At 64.6% G+C, this 19661-nt stretch carries 13 protein-coding genes and 2 pseudogenes; 6 read left to right on the forward strand and 9 right to left on the reverse strand.

The features are described 5' to 3' along the window. Nucleotides 1-54 precede the first annotated feature (54 nt). The 5 genes and pseudogenes from ABT340_RS10460 to ABT340_RS10480 form a co-directional block, all read right to left on the reverse strand. Nucleotides 55-258, reverse strand: a pseudogene (locus ABT340_RS10460) (IS5/IS1182 family transposase); the annotation flags it as partial. A 252-nt stretch (nucleotides 259-510) separates the two neighbouring features. Next, nucleotides 511-1254 (reverse strand): hypothetical protein, encoded by a 744-nt coding sequence (locus ABT340_RS10465; protein ID WP_352010418.1) that lies wholly within the window; start codon nucleotides 1252-1254, stop codon nucleotides 511-513. A gap of 19 nt (nucleotides 1255-1273) precedes the next feature. Continuing rightward, nucleotides 1274-1924, reverse strand: coding sequence for a hypothetical protein (locus ABT340_RS10470; protein ID WP_352010419.1), 651 nt, complete (start codon nucleotides 1922-1924; stop codon nucleotides 1274-1276). A gap of 622 nt (nucleotides 1925-2546) precedes the next feature. After that, nucleotides 2547-2681, reverse strand: a pseudogene (locus ABT340_RS42440) (IS630 family transposase); the annotation flags it as partial. 108 nt (nucleotides 2682-2789) lie between these two features. After that, the gene (locus ABT340_RS10480) at nucleotides 2790-4142 is read right to left on the reverse strand and encodes a hypothetical protein (protein WP_352010421.1); all 1353 of its coding nucleotides are present in this window, start codon (nucleotides 4140-4142) and stop codon (nucleotides 2790-2792) included. 740 nt (nucleotides 4143-4882) lie between these two features. On the opposite strand from ABT340_RS10480, the gene ABT340_RS10485 reads away from it, so the two are divergent. The 3 genes from ABT340_RS10485 (at nucleotide 4883) to ABT340_RS10495 (ending at nucleotide 7494) form a co-directional block, all read left to right on the forward strand. Beyond that, a complete protein-coding gene (locus ABT340_RS10485; protein ID WP_352010422.1) occupies nucleotides 4883-5542 on the forward strand; it encodes a DUF433 domain-containing protein in 660 nt (219 codons plus the stop codon). Continuing rightward, a complete protein-coding gene (locus tag ABT340_RS10490; protein ID WP_352010423.1) occupies nucleotides 5523-5972 on the forward strand; it encodes a PIN-like domain-containing protein in 450 nt (149 codons plus the stop codon). The genes ABT340_RS10485 and ABT340_RS10490 overlap by 20 nt, the downstream gene beginning before the upstream one ends. Nucleotides 5973-6696: 724 nt before the next feature. After that, nucleotides 6697-7494, forward strand: coding sequence for a serine/threonine-protein kinase (locus ABT340_RS10495; RefSeq protein WP_352010424.1), 798 nt, complete (start codon nucleotides 6697-6699; stop codon nucleotides 7492-7494). 19 nt (nucleotides 7495-7513) lie between these two features. Here ABT340_RS10495 and ABT340_RS10500 read toward each other — a convergent pair whose 3' ends face one another. From ABT340_RS10500 to ABT340_RS10515, 4 genes are all read right to left on the reverse strand, one after another. Then, on the reverse strand, nucleotides 7514-8392 hold the full coding sequence (locus ABT340_RS10500; protein WP_352010425.1) for a serine/threonine-protein kinase: 879 nt from the start codon (nucleotides 8390-8392) through the stop codon (nucleotides 7514-7516). A 154-nt stretch (nucleotides 8393-8546) separates the two neighbouring features. Next, nucleotides 8547-9230 carry a hypothetical protein gene (locus ABT340_RS10505; RefSeq protein WP_352010426.1) on the reverse strand — a complete coding sequence of 228 codons (684 nt, stop codon included), beginning with the start codon at nucleotides 9228-9230 and terminating at the stop codon, nucleotides 8547-8549. A 639-nt stretch (nucleotides 9231-9869) separates the two neighbouring features. Beyond that, nucleotides 9870-11762 carry a DNA/RNA helicase domain-containing protein gene (locus ABT340_RS10510; RefSeq protein WP_352010427.1) on the reverse strand — a complete coding sequence of 631 codons (1893 nt, stop codon included), beginning with the start codon at nucleotides 11760-11762 and terminating at the stop codon, nucleotides 9870-9872. A gap of 183 nt (nucleotides 11763-11945) precedes the next feature. Continuing rightward, nucleotides 11946-12689 (reverse strand): CBS domain-containing protein, encoded by a 744-nt coding sequence (locus ABT340_RS10515; RefSeq protein WP_352010428.1) that lies wholly within the window; start codon nucleotides 12687-12689, stop codon nucleotides 11946-11948. 335 nt (nucleotides 12690-13024) lie between these two features. On the opposite strand from ABT340_RS10515, the gene drmA reads away from it, so the two are divergent. The 3 genes from drmA to drmC are packed head-to-tail and all read left to right on the forward strand — an operon-like array spanning nucleotide 13025 to nucleotide 19595. Then, on the forward strand, nucleotides 13025-16933 hold the full coding sequence (drmA, locus tag ABT340_RS10520) for a DISARM system helicase DrmA (protein WP_352010429.1): 3909 nt from the start codon (nucleotides 13025-13027) through the stop codon (nucleotides 16931-16933). Next, a complete protein-coding gene (drmB, locus tag ABT340_RS10525; protein WP_352010430.1) occupies nucleotides 16933-18834 on the forward strand; it encodes a DrmB family protein in 1902 nt (633 codons plus the stop codon). Before drmA ends, drmB begins: the two co-directional genes overlap by 1 nt. Then, nucleotides 18831-19595, forward strand: coding sequence for a DISARM system phospholipase D-like protein DrmC (drmC, locus tag ABT340_RS10530; RefSeq protein ID WP_352010431.1), 765 nt, complete (start codon nucleotides 18831-18833; stop codon nucleotides 19593-19595). Before drmB ends, drmC begins: the two co-directional genes overlap by 4 nt. Nucleotides 19596-19661: the final 66 nt, after the last annotated feature.

Below are 19661 nucleotides of genomic sequence, written 5' to 3' on the forward strand. Positions count from 1 at the left end.
TGCTGAATGCGAGGTTATGTGCAACACGGTGGCGATCGTCGACCAGACCGTGACTTATTTGGTGAGGTGGCGATAGTAAATAAGCGCTGCGGCGATGGCAACGAAGGCTGCGGAGCGGTCTACTCGGCATTTGTAGCAGCGACGGCAGTTGGACAGCCAGGAGACGGTTCGCTCGACGATCCGGCGGTGCCGGCCGAGTCGGTGGGCGGACTCGACGCCCCGGCGGGCGATGCGCGCGACGATGCCGCGGCTGCGCAGTCTTCAACCTCGGTCGTGCCTCAGCACTCATGCTGCTCGGGGCCGTAACCGCGGCATTCCATCGTGAAAGGTACTCGCCGCTCAATACCAATCGAGAGTTCAGCATCAAATCCTCTTAAAACCTGTCCGCCATGGTGATTGAAGCATGCGATCACCATGGCGGCCCCTGGAAGCGGGTTCTTAGATTCGTGAAGGATTCACCCGGCGAGCCGGTTCGGCGGGCACGTTGTCTCTAGCCTGGTTGTTGAGATCTCATCCGGAGAAACCATGAAGCTTGAGACGGTCGATCAGTTCGTCCATGTTCTTGGGCTCCAGCCATCCCGATCGCGCTCCCGCGACGTCCAGCGGTTCGATTCCGCCGACGAGTGTCTGGACACCGGCCTTGTTCTGCTGCGCAAGTCCCTGCTCCTCGAACACGAGGCCCTGAGGAGGGGGGCTGGTGAGAATGGCGTTCTCGGGGAGGGGTGCCCCCGGCTTCACGACGGCTCCGTCGTACGGGAGGTGCTCGTTCACGAAAACCGTAGCCCTGGTGCCGGAGGGAATGGACTTCTCGAAGTCCTCTGGAGACTTCCTGGGCAGCCACTCCTCCGGTTTTTTCGACTCGTCCCGGACGACAGCGCCTCGGTACAGGTCAACAAGGATCACCGAATCGTTTTTGATTTTCCCTTCCCTGAGCCCCTTCAGGGGCTGAGTGACCTTTATTCTGAGGAAAATCCGGTGTTCGAGAGGTCCGTTGGGATAGGAGGCCAGAGCGGGGCCTTCCTGCCAGCCGTCCACGACACCCGCAGCGACAATCGACTGAACCCCGGCCAGCGCCTCCGGCGAGGGTAAGGCCTGGAAGTCGGCTTCCATGATCCGAAGGGCTGATACGTCAAGAGCTTCGCGCCTCTCCTGGGAAGCCTGGGCTGCGGAGATGCCACCGGTGGCCTCCTTCTCCGCACAGCCGCTCAGGCCAAGGGCCGAAACAATGGCGAGGACAGCGACAGACCGCTTCACTGACTGAGTCCTTTCCAAATCAGGGCCACCATGAGTTCGCGTGATTGATGTGGTGACTGTTGTATTGCCATATCCATGATCCGGTAGGATTGCTGGCGTATTTGACATCTCCGCTGGTCATGCAGTCCAGCACGCCTCCGGGCGGGATGGCCGGGGGGCTGGCAAGGGCCGAATAATGATCGAATCCGGCTGTGTGTCCCAACTCGTGACACACCGTCTTAATATACTGATGATGCGGGTACTGTGAGGCCTCGATGGTGCTGGCTGCTATGGTCACCTTTCGCTGGTCGCAGTGAGTACTGTTGGACGCCGTCTCCACGAAGCAGGGGGCGGTTCCGAACGCCCCGTTCAGGTTTCCCTGGATCCACATGACGTCGGTCGCCGGGTCGCCGTCTTGATTTGAATTCTGTGAGTCGCATGTGGCGTGTTGAGGGACTCCGGGAATGGTGGTCGAGGTGTAGAGATTGTCCATCGCCCCCGGGATGTAGGACTTGAGTGTCGAGCTGACCGATGAGTGATAGCACCAGCTGTGCGTGCTCTTGTCGGGATACATTCCATCGAATGGCCAGGTGTTGGCAAGAAGCGACGTAGGCGTCACGACCGATGCCACCGTGACAGCCATCGCGGAGAGTGCTGAGACGACAATGAAGCGCCACTTACCGGTAATCATTTTCGCCTTTCTGGTGATGACTGAGAGAGGCCCTTACCCTCCTTTGGCTTTGGCCCTCGTGATCTCCTTGAGAAGATCATCTGCACGGATGGCATGACATTCAAGTGTTGACATTTCTTGTCATCTATCATACGGATGGTTCGAAGTTGGACGGCTACTCGGAGTTATTTTCGAGCGACTTTCGACTGAGGGTGGAGACTTCCATCCGGAAGTCTCTGAGAAATGACGTCCAGGTGACTTTTCATGCCGGTCGTCGATCGTCAGCGAGAAGGTATCGGTGTTCGACGGACGCTTCGGGCGGCAGCCTGACCGTCCCCTGAAGCGCGAAGTCATAACGACTTGAAGGCTTGACCGGTCAGGGCTGTAGAAGTCGGGCGCGTGGCGTCGTGGCCCTGACGTGCTTTGATAACCGGCGTGCGCGAGGCGCATCGAGTACGGCAGTCCTCCAGAGGACGGCGGATCAGCATCCGCAGAAGTGGTGCTCCACACAGTACTGAGAGTGAAGCTGGAGGTTGCTCCGAACTGGAGATCGTGAGGCGGCTCGGGTGCTTTACGCGGGCCAGGTCCGCTTGATCCAGGTGGTGACCTCGTTGCCGTCGCGGTGGGCGGCTCGATGAGCCGGGGTAACGCCCGGCAGACGGGCGACCTGCGGCGGTGAGATCTTTCCGGCGAACATGTTCGCGGCCTGGAGCCGCAGCGCTTCACGCCGATCTTGTTCCGGCGCGGACAGTCCTCCGCTTCTGTCGAAGTACCGCAGGCTTCCAGGCCGCTATCGAGGGCAAACAGCCGCTGTTGGGCACCCGCTCTCGATCACGTTCACATTTCTGGATCAGTACGTGTGCTCCGGCCACCAGGTCGTCAGTGGTCAGAGGCGTAATAGGCGAATCGCCAGGACGGTTCCGTCCTCGTGGACAGAGACGGGACCTCCCCATTCCTCGTCCCATACCTGCTCGGGCCAGGTCCCACGTCTGTCGTATATCTCTCTGCGGTACTGCTCGACTCCTCCCGGCAACGGCTTGTCGTTCCTGCCTCTGGGGGAGAGGAGAGTGAACAGATCCTCCGCTACTCCGGAGAACGCCTCCACACGCTTGTCGTTCAACCGGAAGACGTGGTCCGTGCCGACGAACGGGATGTCGAACAGTACATGACCCGCGTCCTTGACACTTCCTGTCGTAGGGTGCGCGAAACCGGTGGCATAGCGATCACGCCCCTGGCGTTTGGTCAGATACTGGGCGGTGGTGCCACCGTCGCCGGCGAATGCCGCCACTCCGGCCGTGGCCGTCCGTGCCAGGACGTGATGGAACCAGGGGTAGTGCTGGAGCTGGACGTGAAACCCAGGTTCGGAATCCGGGACCTTGCTCCCTGTGAGGGGAGGCTGGATTCCCGGCATGAGGTTCAAGTCCCTGGCGACGTCGTCCAGGTTCTCCAGCGGGTGCTTGGGTGAAGGAGACAACCAGCCACCCTCTCCAGAGGCGTGGAGGCAGTGGGTCGTGACGGGACCCTCCGCTGAGAACTCCATACTGAAGACGAGACAGGGGGTCCGGCCCCATGTTCCGATGTGCACGGCCTCCGCATAGGCCGAGCACGCCGCGAGCTGCCTATAGGAAGAATTAGGCCCTCGCCCGTGGTTCCCCTTGACCGCCATCGGAAAGACTCGCGACGGTTCACCTGGCTTCCAGACCTCTGCGAAGAAGTCAGGCTGGTACGGATAGCCAGATGATCTTTTTGGCCATCCCGCACGAATGACGACGTCTGCGCCGATGATCGATACGAAATGATCCGGGTAGCGCTTTCCGAGGATATTCCTGGCCAGCGCCAGGGCGAGCCCCTGCGCCAGCTCGTGTGACTGGAGCTTCTTGTAGTTCCGGGCTATGCCCTTGCCTTCGCTGGACAATCGTATGTATGAATTGGGGGCTGCGGTCAGCGCCTGGCAGTATTTAAGGCTTCCCCAGTGTTCCGCAAGGCCGCGACCGGCGCCTTGACGTGACAAGGAGAGAGCCTGGGCGAGATTGTGTAGCAGATGCCACGGAGTCAGTCGAAGTGACTTCCCGACCTCAGAACCCGGAAGGGCAGAAAGACCGCCCTTCCGACGTAGTTGCCGCCCTCCTTTCTCTTTCCGTTTCCGGTCTTCTTTTGCCGCGGTCTTTTCCACGCTGCCGACCAGTGCCGCACTTGAGTGAACCGCTATGTTCGATGGCTTCGCCAACTCCTTGAGCACGTCCTGCGTGGACTTTCTTGTCGGCTTCAACCTCACCCCTTCCGTAGGTGCGGCCGGTGCGCACCACCATGAGCTTGCCACCGAAGGGCGAAAGATCCTCTAACCGGATGGGGAGTGTTATTTTACCTTGACATCGATTGTTCTGGAGGCATCCTAAGGTCCCATGTAAAGCTGATCATGGATTCATGATCTCTCGTCGATTCGCCACGGGCCCAGGCTCTGGGGGATCGGATAATGACTTCGATCTCTCCGCACGGTCACAACCATGGAATTCGCGTCAGCGGCGAGCCCGGCATTCTCCTGCTCCACTTCCCCGCTCTTCGACGTGGTTCGTGATTCCTGTGACCTACCCGGGAGGCTGGGTTCGGCTGATGCGAGGAGCTCGGCGATCCCTGCTTCGGTGTCTCGTTTGATAGTTTTTGGTGTTTTATTTAATGAATTTACCGAACTGTTCGAACGTGCAAAGGGTGGTCCTGGGCGCCCGTGCCATCAGGAGGGGCCGTCGACAGGTTCAGGCCGTATCGTGTTTTGCTCTTTCATCTCCAGGTCATGGCCTTCACCATCCGGAACGAAAGATTTGACTTTCCAACCGGACAGGTGGGCGAGACGGTGACGTTCATCGCGTTCGACAAAGAATCGAATCGGTGAGGCGAAGATCGTGTAACGCCTGACAGGGCGAGAGAGATTTGTGATGATGGGGGCACGAGAGAGCGGCATACGGAATGCGGGAAGGAGAAGCAGTGGTCTACGATCCGAAACTGGCCGCGGCACTCTCCGGGGCCACGCTTCGCCAGCTCTCACATTGGCGCAATACCGGTGCCAGGCGTGGAGCGGTGCTGATTCCCGAAGTCTCCAGCAGGCGTCCTGTCCTGTACTCCTTCCGTGATGTGGTCGCGTTGCGGACCTGCGTCAAGCTGCGGAACGACGCGTCGCTACAGAAGATCAGGCGAGCGCTCGACACGCTCCGCGACGACCTGAAGGAGCGGGAGCACCTGTCGAGCTACAAACTGGTCGCCGACGCGGGAACCATCTACCTGGCGGCCTCTGACCAGGCCGTCGATCTGGTGCGGAGGAAGGCCAACGTGGTCATCCACCAGATGGTGGACGTTCTGCAGCCCTTCTACCGAGACGGCAGACACATCCCGTCGTTGCTACAGCCTCGCCCCCATGTGACGGTGGATCCGGCGGTTCGCGGGGGAGTGCCGGTGATCGAAGGCACTCGCGTGCCTTACGACGAGGTTGCCGCCCTGCTCCGAGACGGGGTTCCAGCGGAACGGATCTCCGATTACTACCCGAGTGTCACGGCCACCGCGGCCCTGGACGCCGCTGACTTCGCTGAATACGTCGACAGTTACGATCCCGATCCCCCCAGGGAGTCGCGTGAGGCTGCTGCTGGATGAGAACGTCTCCAGACCTCTCCACCAGGCCATCAAGGCCTTCATCCTGAATCATGAGATCGTTCACCTGCTCGACCTCGACCGCTGGTCTGGGACCAAGGACGAGAGCCTCTACCCTCGTGCGGCGGATGAGGGATTTCACGCCGTTCTGACGAACGACGCCCGGCAGATGCAGCGTTCCAGGGAGGTCGCGGCGATCGCGGCTTCCGGGCTGCACCGGATCGAGTATCCCCACCGGCATCCAGGGCTGGCCGGAGTAGGGCTCGCGATTGCCACGGTCGCCGCCGGTCTTCCCGTCACCTTGGAGCTTCTCACCGAAGCGGAGGGGCAGCGTCTGGTAATCCTGCGAGGCATCGATCCGATGCCTGCCAGCCGTCTACGCGTCGTGGACCCGGCCGTCTCTCCGCCCAAATACTGGCCGGACTCGGCGTGACCTGACGTGCTCTGGCCGTGGGCGGGTCCGAGTTCGGCTTCCGGAACGACGATCCGCGACGCCGTCGGTTCTTTTGTGCGATTTTCCCGCCGGGACCCGAGAGGTTCGTATTATTTTCAGCGTGCATCCCGCCGGTGGTTCCGCCTCCTATCATCACCGCGACACCGGCGGGCGTATTCCCGACCGGCCTTCCTGGCGGGGTTTTCCCCTCAGCCTGGTCTGGGCGCTGGCGCCGCTGTACACCTGCGGATTCGCGACGCCCTTCATCGTCGGGCACGCCGCACTTCGTCTGAAAAACCGGAACCTGAGCTTCGCGACCGGTGCCTACGGCCTACTGCTGATGGCCTATTGCACGATCGCCATCACTTTCAGTGACAATAATCCGGCGACCCAGGATCCTCACGTCAACACGGCCGCGACGATCTGGATGCTCACAGGCTGGCTAGGCGGCACGATACACACGCTTGTGCTCCGGTCGGCGGTCTTCGGGCCTCGACCGCCAAGGCATGCGCCCTCGGTGGTGCGGCGGCACCACCCCATGCCACCGGTATACCAGGCTCCGCCCGCTGCAAGTTCGTACCAGGCTCCGCCTGCCGCGCCGCCGTACCGGCCTCCCACCGTTTCGTATCAGACTCCGCGGGCTTCTCCGTCGTACCGGTCTCCCACCAGCCCCTACCAAGCACCGTCAGTTCCTCCGACGCCTTCCTCACCCTCGGAGAACGGCATGGTGGATGGGGCCATCTTCCGCTCCCTCGGCATGGTTGGGCCGTACCCCCTGATTAGGAAGCTCGGTGAGGGAGGCCAGGGGACGGTCTACCTCGCGCAGGGGCTGGACGGGCAGCAGGTGGTGATCAAGGTGATGCACAATCGGATCGTGGGCGGCGCGGCCGAGCGCGAGAACTTCGTCAGGGAGGCCGCGATGGCCCGGCGGGTGCGTCCCTTCGCCACGGCGAGAGTGATCGACGCCGACGTCGCCGGAGACCTGGCCTACATCGTCAGCGAGTACGTCCCCGGCCCCTCCCTGGACCGACTGGTCAGGGAGAAGGGGCCACGGGACGGCGACAGTCTGACCCGGCTGGCCGTCGGGACGGCGGCGGCGCTCAAGGGCATCCACACCGCAGGAATCGTGCATCGGGATTTCAAACCGGCCAACGTCCTGCTTGGCCCGGACGGTCCTCGCGTGATCGACTTCGGGATCGCCAGGGCGCTGGACCAGATCACGATGACCTCCGGCGTTCTCAAGGGCACTCCGGCCTACATGTCTCCCGAGCAGATCTCCGGTGAGCCGGTCGGGCCGGCGTCCGACCTATTCAGTTGGGGTGCGACCATGCTTTTCGGCGCAACGGGTAAGCACGTCTTCGACGCCTCCTCCCTGCCTGCGGTCTACAAGATGATCGTCAATCATCACCCAGATCTGTCCGTGCTGCCTGTGGCGCTCCGAGCGCTGGTGGCCGACTGTCTGGCCAAGGACCCCCGGGAACGGCCGACGGCCGCCGAGGTGATGCTGGGGATCACCGGCTGAGGGGCTCTCCCCGACACGGTCACCAGCCGATCCGGGACACCGCCCCGGCGTACAGATGGATCGGTCTCGGCGCGCGGTCGATCACGCCGGGCAGCGGTGGCAGCTTTTGGACGAACGGCAGCAGCCGGTGGAAGACCTCGTTGGCTCGTTGTGGACGCCGGCCAGGATCCTCATCGAGCAGGGCCGTCACTAGGGCGTCGAGTTCCCGAGGCGCCGAGGTCTCCAGCAGCGCCGCGGGATATGGGGTAGGGAAGAGATGTCCGCCGGTCGTCGTGTGGAAGACCTGTCCGGTGAGCATCTCGTACAGGATGCAGCCAACGGAGTACAGGTCGGTCAGCGCGTTGGTTTTGCCGCCATAGGCCTGCTCGGGAGCCATGTACCGGTCGGTTCCAGGGGCCCCGAGTGTTCCGGTGATCACTGAGAATTCGGGTGAGCCCGGTACGGCCGCGACGCCGAAGTCCAGCAGGACGAGGGTCGCGTCGCGGCGGAGCATGAGGTTGCCCGGCTTCAGATCACGATGAACGAGTGAATGGTCGTGCGCCGCCGCCAGCGCGGCGCAGAGCTGCGCGCCGATCAGGGCCGTCCATGCCACGGGAAGCCTGTCGTGCGCGTCGAGCACATCCGTGAGGGTCCAGCCGTCGATGAACTCCATGACGAGGAAGAGCCCATGCTCGTCCTCCCCGAAGTCGTAGACGACAGGCACGCCGGGATGGCGGAGCAACGCCATGATCCGCGCTTCACGCTTGAAACGCCGGACGAACTCCTCGGTGATCCTGTCCTGTCGGACACGCTTGAGGGCCACCTGGCGGTTCAGGCGGACGTCGACGCCCTCCCACAGCTCTCCCATGCCCCCACGACCTATCAGCCGACGCAGTTCATAACGCTGTGCGACCACCATGGAATCCTCGGCCTCTTTTCACCATGGAACCCGGCTCCCCTGCGGGGTTCTCCATTCGAAGTATGCTGATCTATGCCTCACAAAGGGGCGCGGCGATCAAGAACATATGTTCAGATGTATTGGCCGTGCAAAGTGAAAGCAAAGCTGCTTGCGGCTAGCATGGTTTTTCGAGGATGTTTCCGGTGAGCCGCGCATTGTTCGTGGCGGCCAGACGGGAGGCCTCGTCGAAGTCGGCGGCGCACACGAATCCTCGGCGTGTGGTGGAGTATGGCTCCGACACCCAACGCCCCGGGTTCGCCAAACAGGCGGCTTCGCTGTAGCCGATGGCGGAGCACGCCGGGCTGTTGATGTGGACCTGTCTTGTCCGGATCGTGGTCCACTCGGTCTCGTAGGCGATGTCGGCGCCGGTGGCGCCGCCGCCGGTGGCGGTGTCCGAATCGTCGGTGACCGCGGAGTTTTTAGTGATGGCTGGGCTGTCCTCGCTGCTCCATATGAGAGGTCGAAAAAGGAACAGCCCGATCGCAAGGATCGCTGCTCCGGTTGCCGCTCCGGCCAGTACCGCGCCGCGCAGTGAGACCTTCTCAGTCTTTTTCGCCTGGTCTTCTCGACCTTCAGGGGGAATGGCAGGGCTGGTTGCGGATTCCGCGACTCGTGGGACACTTTCTGGAACGATCCACCAGTTCCAATACGGCGGAGCCGGCGGCCAGTCCTCTTCAGGACCTCCCCAGGCTTCCGTCGGCTCCCAGTCGTCCAGGACAGGCGGCCAGCCCGGTGGGGGATTGAACTGCCACGCGGGGCCGGGACGAGGGGGAATGCGCACGAAAACCCTGCCGATCAAGAAGTCGGGAGATCAATCAGGACGCGATTATCCTCATGACGACAATCCCTGTCCATCGGATGCATGGCCACCGGGCGGAGATCCGTATCCCTGTCATCCGGTGCTGACCGTTCAAGATGTGAACGACCTCCTCCAGATCATCCGCGTACGCTTGAAGTGAGCACCTTTGAACATCCCCCCATGTCCTGGTGAGAACTGGCGGTTCAACGCCCCTCCCGGTTGGCCGACTCCTCCAGAAGGTTGGGTTCCCAGCGTGGCCTGGGGAGGGCCGGAAGACGACTGGCCCTCGGTGCCGCCGTACTGGCGCTGGTGGGTTCGGGCGGACGGTGGCCCTGCGGCGCCTCCGGCGATTCCGGAACCCGATGAGCCGAAAGGGCTGACATTTCGAGGCCGCAGGGCTGCAGCGGTCTCCATTCTGCTCGCAGCAGGGTTGGCCGCGACGCTTGCCGGGGTTTCGGTTTACCTCTCCCAGCGGGAGCGGCCCCAGGAACGACTCGTAGCCGAGGCGCGAGAGGCACCGGCACCGTCCGCTTCCTCGGTGTTCGTGGAAACAACCTCTCCGACGCCTTCCCCAACGTCGGTGGCTCATGAGCAGGCCGTAACCGTCGACGCACCACCATCCAAGATGATCCTTTCGGGTCACCCGGACGCGGGAGGAAGGAGCTTGGCTAGGAAGCCCTGTGTCTCCGAATCGGTCGAGTACAGAACCGTACCCGTCAGACCGCGGGTGAGGAGAACTTTGTAGGTGTTACGGACGAACCGGTCCGCCTGTTCGGCGGTCGTTCCTTTTGTCAGGGCCGGGTCTTTGCTGGCGGAACGCACGGTGACCAGCCTGCCGTCGCGATAGACCAGATCGGGGCCGATGATGACGCCGTTCCAGTCGTATTCGAATCCTTGAGCAGTGTAAACGCTTCCTACCTGCCCGAAGCCGCCTTCCTGAGTTGCCCACAGGGCACTCGCAGGCGCTTCACCGACGGCTCGATCACCCTTGACGGTCCATGGGCGGGACCAGTCTCCTATCCGAACATCGCGCACGAGAGTATCGTCCTCGCGGGGATCGCTCCACGGCCAGCAGAATCCGGCCGTCACGCGTGCTGAGTAACCCTGGTCGTGTTTGACCCGTAGAAGTGCTTCGAGCTCATGCGGCGACGCGGCGAGAGAGACGTCGAAGTGGTCGTCGCCCATCCACGGCTTGGGAGGGTCGTCGTGAAGGCCGAGGAGCCGCAGCACCCACTCGTCGTAGGCACGACTACCACCGTAGCGAAACTGTTCATCAAGAGAGACCTCATGAACACGGAATCCACGCGCTGCCGCGCGGCCTCTGATCGCGGCCGTGGTGCCCATCTCGCCGGGGCGTATCACCTGGTGTTCGTCAAGGAAGAAGACGGGGACTCGCGCGGCGTCGATTAACTCATCTATCTGGAGCCGATCGCTACGTAGGCGAGCCGGGGTGTATCGGTTCTGCGAGGTCTCGCGGATCCGGTGGGCCTCATCGCATATGAGTACATCAAGGCCATTCGGCTCGGCATGCGCGAAGCTGTTGAAGTACTTGAAAAGGTTCTTTACCTTGCTGGAGCCCTTGCCCGGGACTCGGCGCATAGTCTCGGTGAGCGAGCGGGAACCTGTGGCGTGCACGACGTGATGTCCCCGCCGTAAAAGTTCACCCAGCAGGGACAGTGCGATAGCGCTCTTACCACTTCCTGGACCACCGGTGACGATGACGACCTCTTTGGAGCCCGCTGCGTGAGATTTGTCCAGGGCATTCAAGACGATCTCATAGGGGAGCCGCTGCTCTGCTATAAGAACGAACTGCTCGCGGTGCCGGATTTCCTCGGTGGAGGTTTTAATGAGCTGCTTGGAGGGGCGAACGGCGCTGCTCAGCAGCCGATCAGCTGATTCGGTGCCGTGCAGGGGAGCGAACCGTTTCTGGAGATAGTTGAGGAAGGCCTCCCGACGCGTCTTGCTGAACAGCCTGACTCGCTCGTTCTGAACATTGCCGTACAGATCCTTGATGTCTTCGTCACACGCTTTATATAGGTAAACGACGCCGTGGACCCTCTCACGGTGATGTTCCAACGTGCTGATGAAGTCGGTGAGATAGTCACGGTAGCCGAGCACCTGAACAGCCGGGTGCAGCTTGGGCTGGTTGTTCTCCGTGGGGACCACTACGAGGTTCGGGTCGTCTTCGTAGAGCTCGGCCCGTCTCCACTGCTTCAGCTCGACGATGACGTAGGTGTCTTGGCCAGTGCTCGGATCGCTTCCCGCCAGGATGACGTCGACCCGCTTGCTGGTGAACGGCAGCTTGAACTCGACCAGCATCTCCACATCACCCAGTCCGGCTTCGGCCAGATCGCGGGAGAGGACCGCCAGGCCGCTCTGTCGGGACCTGATCTCCGCCAAGGACGGTCGTGGGTTCGAGGAGCCACTCAGCGCGGCTGTGACCAGCTTACCGACCGCGCTGTCGTCGGTCGGCTCCAGCGCGGCAAGGACTCGTGCCGGAAGACGGGCCGCGGCCGAACTGTGGTTGGACATGCTGAGTGCTCCTACGGTTGGGTGCCGGTATCGGCGGGCGCCAGATGCCCATCCGCCAGAGACGACACCCTCCCGGCTGAAGACGAGACTACACACCACGAGCGACCTCGCCCGAAGACCGTCCTGGGCAGACGAGAGAGCCTGGCAATGCCCACGGCGCCGTTCCGAGGCGTTTCGCGATCGTCAACGCTCCGCAGTCAACTCCTCCAGCCAGCCGAGAAATTCGATGAGCTGGTTCTCCTCGGCTTCGGAGAGCTGACCGGATTGATAATGTGCAAACTTGTTGCGAATTTTTCGCACGACCCTGAGTTCTCCTGTGAAGACATCCTGATCAATGTCCCAGTCGAGCCTGGTCCAGCACTCCTCGCCGCTGAAGGCGCGCTCTAGGTCGCCCATGGTCAGCTCATGGGGAGCCTTGACAGCCCGTCTGCCAGTAGCGCTTCGCAGCTCGTCAATTGTGGCGCAGGCGCGGTTGAGGATTTTACGAAGCCGAGATTCGATCTCTCCGATGAGAATATAGGGACCGCTCAGCTTCTGGTGGGCCTTGTTGACATCGGACAGTGTGACGATTCCACTGATCAGCCCGCCTTCATCGCGAACGAGGACGAAGCGAGGCGCGCCAACGGTGGGGAAGACCTTCCTGACCTCCTCGTCGATCGACGCCAATTTGACCGGCTCGGTAACGGAGGTCAAGGTGAGCAGGCGGCCTGTCATGTCCGCAGACATGATGCTCTTTCGCGTCACGGCCCCGGCAGGAGTTGAGGAGTCGGTCAGCACGGGAAACTGGGCGTACCTGTGTCTGGTGAAGAGAGTCTTGACGCGTTTCAGAGTGTCGTCCGGAGTGACACTGACGAGTCTGGGCAGACGTGCGGTGGGAAGGTGCTCGATGCGCAGCGTAATGCCGCGCTCACCGTTTGCGGGCAGCATGAATCACTCCACGGGTAGGGGCTTCCCTCAACCGCTTGCGCGGCGGGAGCCCGACGGGCCGTACGTGTCACGGAACACCGTAGCGGTCCCCTGTGACATTCGCGACAAGTATCCCTCCCGTGCGTTCCGAAGAACGCGGAAGGTGTGAACACCATGTCGTTTGACGTCAAATGGTGAATGGTTTTGAGAGAAGCGGAAATTATTTCGGTCTTCTCTTCATAGGGAGACATCGCTGCTCTTCGGTTGTTCTGTGGTTGTAGATGCGGTCAAGTTCGCCCCAACTCTGCTCTAATGGACGGTCATAACGTAGGCGTCAGCGAGAGGTGTCGGCGGGCGTGGCGGATGACCAGGAAGACCTGTTTCCCGAGCTAGGGGACAGGCAGCAAGGGCTCGACCTGACGGCCGGGGCCGTACCGGAGTCGATGAAAAAGCAGGTGTCCCACGCCCTGGACGTGCCGCAGAGGTTCGTACCCGCCACATCCTTCGGGGTCCGTGATGCCTTCGAGGAGATCGTCCGGCGTGACCTGCTCGGGCCGTGGGGCGGTGACACCGAGGAGTTTCCCCCCAAGGCGGGCGGGCCGCGGGAGCGGTACCTGGTCGGCATGCTCGGGCCCAAGCCGTCGCGCCGGTCACCCGACGAGGACGCCGGGGAGGTGCCGGAAACAGAGATCGGAGTCGAAGGCGACGGCTCGGAGGGAGAGCTGCCGGAGGTGCTCACCCCGCAGAACCTCGGCCGCATCTGGGCATCCTCCATGGGGTTGTCGTTCGCGGTGCCCGGCGACGTTGACGCGATCTCCGTCAAGGCTTCCTGGGGGCGCTACCACAAGACCGAGGTCGTGGTCGAGGACGCCAGGGGGCGGGAGCGGACCGCCCGGGCTTGGTCGCGGGAGCCGGTCAGCCATCCCCTGGAGATCCGGCTCGACGGCGAGGCGACGCAGCGTCTCCCGCTCACGATGGAACGTGCCGAAGAGCCGGGCGTCCTGCTGGTCGCCGCTGTACGGCCACAGCGTGACGGGCGGCGCGTGGTCGAGCTGACGCTGGTCAACCAGCAGGCCGAGCCCGAGAGCGGCGGCGCCGACACCGCATGGCTGTTCCAGACCGAGTTGCGCGTGACCGCCCTGGACGGAGCCGCCTGCCTCTTCCTGCCGATCGACGACCCCTTGGACGACCTGGAGGCCGTCGGCGACGACGCCGAGGAGTTGCACCTGCGGCTGCTCTACCGCGACGAGCGCCGCTACGCTTCCGGGCGCAATGTCGCCGTGCACGCGACGGTGGACGCTGGGGAGCGGTGCGCCCGCGAACTGCGGACGACCTGGTTGCCCGCCTACAACGTGCCGGCCACCGTCGCTCCGGTCGGTGAGGGCACCGACCTGGCCGGTGCCGAGTTGTCCATGGACGCCCTTGCGGCGGCCTCCCCCGAGGAGCTCGCGGCCGGGCTGCTTCCCCTCGCTGACGGGTACGCCGCCTGGCTGGGACGGCAGCGGGATCGGATTCCCGGGCTGCCCGGGCCGCTTCGCGACACCGCGGCGGCCGCCGTGTTCGAGGCTGAGAAGGCCGCGGCTCGCATCCGCGAGGGCGTCGCCCTGCTCAGCGACCCGAACCGCCCTCGTCACGCCGACGCGCTGGCGGCCTTCAGGTTCGCCAACGAGGCCATGGCGGCGCAGCGCCGCCGTACCGAGGTGGGAAGACTCCGCGACGAGCCGGAGATGACCTTCGAGCAGGCCATGGCCGAGGTGGAGGAGCGGGGAAGCAAAGCCGCCTCCTGGCGACCCTTCCAGCTCGCGTTCGTGCTGCTCAACCTGCCCGCGCTGACCGACCCCGAGCACACTGAGCGGGCCGCGGACGCCTCAGCGGTCGTCGACCTGCTGTTCTTCCCGACCGGAGGCGGCAAGACCGAGGCCTATCTCGGCCTGACCGCCTACACCTTCGCGATCCGCAGGCTCCAGGGGGTGGTCGGCTCGGGGGCAGACGCCCGCGACGGCGGGTACGGGGTGGCGGTGCTGATGCGCTACACCCTGCGGCTGCTGACCGCCCAGCAGTTCCAGCGGGCCGCCGCCCTGGTGTGCGCCGCCGAGGCGCAGCGCCGCCGGGATCCGGCGACGTGGGGCGAGGAGCCGTTCCGCATCGGCCTGTGGGTTGGCGGCTCCGTCTCGCCGAACAGTTACAGGGAGGCGGCCGAGCAGGTCGATGACGCCCGGCAGAAGGGCAACGACCGCAGGACCAACGTGCTGCAGACGCTCACCTGCCCGTGGTGCGGCGAGAAGCTCACCGGCGACCGCAACCTCCACCTCGACGAGGACCGTCAGCGGGTGCTGTTGTACTGCGGCAGGGGCATGGAGGGCGACCCCGACCCGTGCCCGTTCTCCCGGCTCGGTGAGGACCGCCTGCTCACCTCCCGCTTCGACGACCCCGGGGATATCGCCTCCCACAGGGAGGGACTGCCGATCCTCACCGTCGACGAGGAGATCTACCGGCTGGTGCCCAGCCTCGTCATCGCCACCGTCGACAAGCTGGCCCAACTCCCCTGGCGGGGACAGGCCGGACACCTGTTCGGCCGGGTCGGGCAGCGCTGCCCCCGGCACGGCTACCGCCACGGCGACCTAGACGACCAGGTGAAATGCAGCACCAAGCACCACGCCAAGGGCAAACTGCCCAAGGTCGTCAGCCAGCCGGTGGTCCGGCTCCGCCCGCCTGACCTGATCATCCAGGACGAGCTGCACCTGATCTCCGGTGCCCTCGGCACCGCGGTCGGTCTATTCGAGGCCGCCGTCGACGAACTGTGCACGTGGAGCCCGTCACCAGGGAAGCTCACCGGACCGAAGATCGTCGCCTCGACCGCGACCACCAAACGGGCCAGGCTTCAGGTGATCCGGATCTTCGGGCGGGAACTCGCGGTCTTTCCGCCCCAGGTCGTCGACGTCTCCGACACCTTTTTCTCCCGGCAAGTGCCGGTTACCCCGAAGACCCCGGGGCGGCGCTACCTCGGTGTGTGCGCGCACGGAACCCGGCTCAAGTCCGCCGAGATCAGGCTCGCCGAGATCCTCTTCCTCGCCGGGCAGACCATGTTCGACCGGTACGGCGAGGCGGCCGACCCCTACATGACCCTGGTCGGCTACTTCAACGCCACCCGCGAGCTGGCCGGCATGCGCCGCTACCTCGACGACGACGTGACCACCCGGATCCGGACCCATGGCAGGAAGAAGGGGCTGTCCAACCGGCTCGCGAGCAAGTTCGACCTGCTCACCGTCGTCGAGCTGACCTCCCGCATCTCCTCCGGCGACATCAGCGAGGTGCTCAAGCGGCTGGAGATCGGCTTCGACCAGGACGTCGACACCTCGCGCCGCAGGACTGAGGTACGCGAGGAGTACGCCAAAGCGCGGAAGGAGAAGCATCCGAAAGTCCACCCGCTCGCCGAGCGGTACTACCGGCGGGGCACCGACCGCCAGCCGGTGGACGTCGTGCTGGCCACCTCGATGCTTCAGGTCGGCGTCGATGTCTCCAGGTTCGGCCTCATGGTGGTCACCGGGCAGCCGAAGAATACCGCCGAGTACATCCAGGCGTCCTCCCGTGTCGGCCGAGACAGTGAACGCCCCGGCCTCGTCGTTACCCTCTACAACTGGTCGCGCCCCCGGGACCTGGCCCACTATGAGGACTTCGAGCACTACCACGCCACCTTCTACCGCCAGGTCGAGGCCCTGTCGGTTACGCCGTACACCCGTAGGGCGCTGGACCGCGGAGCCACCGGGACGTTTGTCGCCGCGGTGCGCAACGCCGAGGAGTCCCACTCCCGCAACCGGGACGCCGAGGATGTGCCACTGTCCGGCGAGGTCGTCGACCGGATCGTCGACCGTTTCCTCATCCGTGCCGAGGCGGCGGGGGACGAGCGTGGCCGCGACTACCTCCACGAGCGGATCAAGGTCGTGATCGATCGGTGGGAGCAGGCCAAGACCAACGCCGCCCGTCTCGGCTACGAACGGCGCAAGAGCGGTGGGGGAGAGATCGTGGTCAACCTCCTGGAGCGGGCGGGCAACGGCCGGTGGGGTGACCTGACGGTCGGCAACTCGATGCGCGAGACGGAGAACGAGATCAACCTGCTGCTGCCGCCCAGCGGGGAGTTCTTCAACCCCGCCTACGGGGCCACGGAGTGGGCGTTCCAGACGACGACAGAGGACGGTCCGGACGTGGAGTTCGCATCGGGAGACGAGATGGGCGTGTCCACGCTGGACGAGAAGGGAGGCCGGTGATGGCGGACGTCGCACCGTACCGGCGCAGGGTGGGCGCGATCCGCCCGAGCCACCTGATGTTCACCTCGGGTGTTGGCTCCCTGGTGGACCTGCCGAACTTCTCCGTGCTGGTCAGCGGGGTCGACGAGTGGCGTTTCGACAAGCTCGGCGACAACCGGCAGAGTATCGTCGAGCCCAGGCTGCTCGCCGCCGTCCAGCGGGTCCTCAAAACGGTCAAGGAGCTCAGGCCCGCTCCGTGGATACCGGGGCTCGACAGCAACCCCAACGGCGACGCCTCCCGGGTCGGGGTGCCGGTCACACCGTTCCCGAGCTGGATGCGCTGCACCGCCTGCAACCTGCTGGCACCGATCGAGACGCGGGCCTTCGAGTTCCGCAACGATACCCCTCGCAAGCCGCACGAGGCGAGGTTCTTCCACCAGTGCGGGAAGGGCAACAAGCAGCGCCTCGTGGTCGGCGCCCGTTTCGTCTTGTCCTGCGCGGCGGGGCACTTGGACGACTTCCCCTACCAGGAGTTCGTGCACCGGGGCGGGACGTGCCCGAAGGCGGCCAAGCCCAACCTTTTGATGGAGGATTACGGGGGCAACATCGGCGCCAACGTGCGCATCGTCTGCCAGCGCTGCGGGGAGGACCGCAACATCCGCGAGGCCATGGGGCGGCGCGGCCGGGACCGGCTCCCACGCTGCCGGGGCCGCCACCCCCACCTCGGAACGTTCGCCGAGCAGGGGTGCGACAGACAGCCACATCTCCTCGTCGTCGGTGCCTCCAACCTGTGGTTCGCGCAGACCCTGTCGGCGCTGGCCGTCCCCGAGGCCGGGACGGACGCGCTCGACGCGAAGGTCGAGCAGCACTGGGAAAGCCTTCAGCATGTCGCCGGACCGAACTTCCTGCCGTTCATGCGGTCCATGCCGCACCTGTCGCACGAGTTCGAGAAGTGGCCCGACGACGAGGAGGTCTGGGCGGCCATCGAACGCCACCGGGCGAAGCTCGACGGCGTGAGCGCGGTGGCGGAAGGCCACCCGGACCTGCTCACCCCCGAGTGGCAGGTCTTCTCCGGGCCCACACTTCCCGAGCCGAGCGCCGACTTCGCCCTGCGCAGAGACCCGGACGGCGTGCCCGCAGCCTTGAAGGAGTTCTACGCCGATGTCGTCCAGGCCGAACGGCTGCGCGAGGTCCGCGCCATGATCGGCTTCACCCGGCTGGACGCCCCCGACTTCGAGGACCCCGAACTGGTCACCCGGGCACCCCTCGGCCGGTCCAAGCCCGCCTGGGTGCCCGCCAGCGAGGTGCGCGGCGAAGGCGTCTTCCTGAGGGTGCCGGAGGAGGCACTGGCCGACTGGGAGGAGCGGGTCGTCGACTCCGAGGTGATGAGGCGGCATCGCGAGGCGTACGGGCGTTTCCGCGAGCACCGCTACTCCGACCGGCTCCCGCTGGGGTTCGACAAGTACAGGGGATGGCCGGGGCCCCGCTACTACGCCCTGCACACCCTGTCTCATCTGATGATCCGCACGATCGCCCTGGAGTGTGGCTACAGCTCGGCGAGCCTGTCCGAGCGGATCTACTCCAGCACGGAGGTGGACGACGACCCGCGCAGCGGAATCCTCATTTACACCGCCGTGCCCGATGCCGAGGGCACCCTGGGTGGCCTGGTCTCCCTCGGCGAGCCCGACGAGCTGGTACGGCTGACACGCCGCGCCCTGTCGGAGGCCCGGCACTGCTCCTCCGACCCGCTGTGCGCCGAACGCCTGCCCCGCAAACCTGAGGACTTCCTGCACGGCGCCGCCTGTCACGTCTGCCTGTTCGTCTCCGAGACGACCTGTGAGCGCGGCAACCGCTTCCTGGACCGTAGACTCGTCGTGCCCGTCGACGACATCGCACTGGCCCTCTACCCCGAGATGCCGTGACGCCGGGGTTGGGCTTCGAGCGGGTGGCGGCCGAGTTCGTCGCCCGTCTCGGCCCGGTTCGCCTCCGCACACTGGCCCAGCGGATCGCCAAGGGATGGCCTCGCCCGGCGATCCCCGAGTCGGTGCCGGTTCCTGGGTTCGCCGATGCGGCACGGGCCGTGCTCGCCGCGCAGCAGGCGGCGGCGATCCCCAACGGTGAGGCGGCGGCCTATCTCAGGGGCGTCGCCGACGGGTACGCGCAACACGCGGAGAAGGTTCACGTCGAATCGGTCTGGAGTGGGCCGAGCTCGCATCCCGTGCCGGTCAGGGCCACCGCGCAGGTTCTGGTGGAGGTCGTGGAGGAGGCCTCGCACGAGCTGTTGATGATGACCTACTCCGCGAGGCCGTACGCGCCCGTGCTCGACGCCCTGAACGGGGCGGTGAAACGCGGGGTCGCGGTGACGGTGGTGGTCGAGACGTTGCAGGGAGCGGGGTCGGCGCTGGGCGGCCTGGAACCCGCGGCGGCGTTTGCATCCGTCAAGGGGCTCCAGTTGTGGCACTGGCCGAGCGGAGGACGAGCCGAGCAGGGGGCGAAGATGCACGCCAAGCTGGCCGTCGCCGACCGGCGGGTGCTGCTGGTCTCCAGCGCCAACCTCACACAGTCCGGCGTCTCCAGGAACATCGAGGCGGGTCTGCTCGTGCATGGTGGCACAGCGCCTGTACGGGCCGCTGAGCACGTCGCCGAGCTGCGCGTCGCGGGTGTGCTGGAAAGGCTGCGCTGAACGCCTTCGACGTGAAGCGCGAACATGTATGTTTTTGTGATCAAGCCCTGGTTTTCGGGAAGTTGG

The sequence above is a fragment of the Streptosporangium sp. NPDC000239 genome (assembly GCF_040300765.1).
In the GTDB taxonomy this organism is placed as follows: Bacteria; Actinomycetota; Actinomycetes; order Streptosporangiales; family Streptosporangiaceae; genus Streptosporangium.

Coding starts and splice junctions, on each gene's coding strand:
- ABT340_RS10470 (WP_352010419.1), bottom strand. CDS start 1,924: ATGATTACCGGTAAGTGGCGCTTCATTGTCGTCTCAGCACTCTCCGCG.
- ABT340_RS10495 (WP_352010424.1), top strand. CDS start 6,697: ATGGTGGATGGGGCCATCTTCCGCTCCCTCGGCATGGTTGGGCCGTAC.
- ABT340_RS10500 (WP_352010425.1), bottom strand. CDS start 8,392: ATGGTGGTCGCACAGCGTTATGAACTGCGTCGGCTGATAGGTCGTGGG.
- ABT340_RS10510 (WP_352010427.1), bottom strand. CDS start 11,762: ATGTCCAACCACAGTTCGGCCGCGGCCCGTCTTCCGGCACGAGTCCTT.
- ABT340_RS10515 (WP_352010428.1), bottom strand. CDS start 12,689: ATGCTGCCCGCAAACGGTGAGCGCGGCATTACGCTGCGCATCGAGCAC.
- drmB (WP_352010430.1), top strand. CDS start 16,933: ATGGCGGACGTCGCACCGTACCGGCGCAGGGTGGGCGCGATCCGCCCG.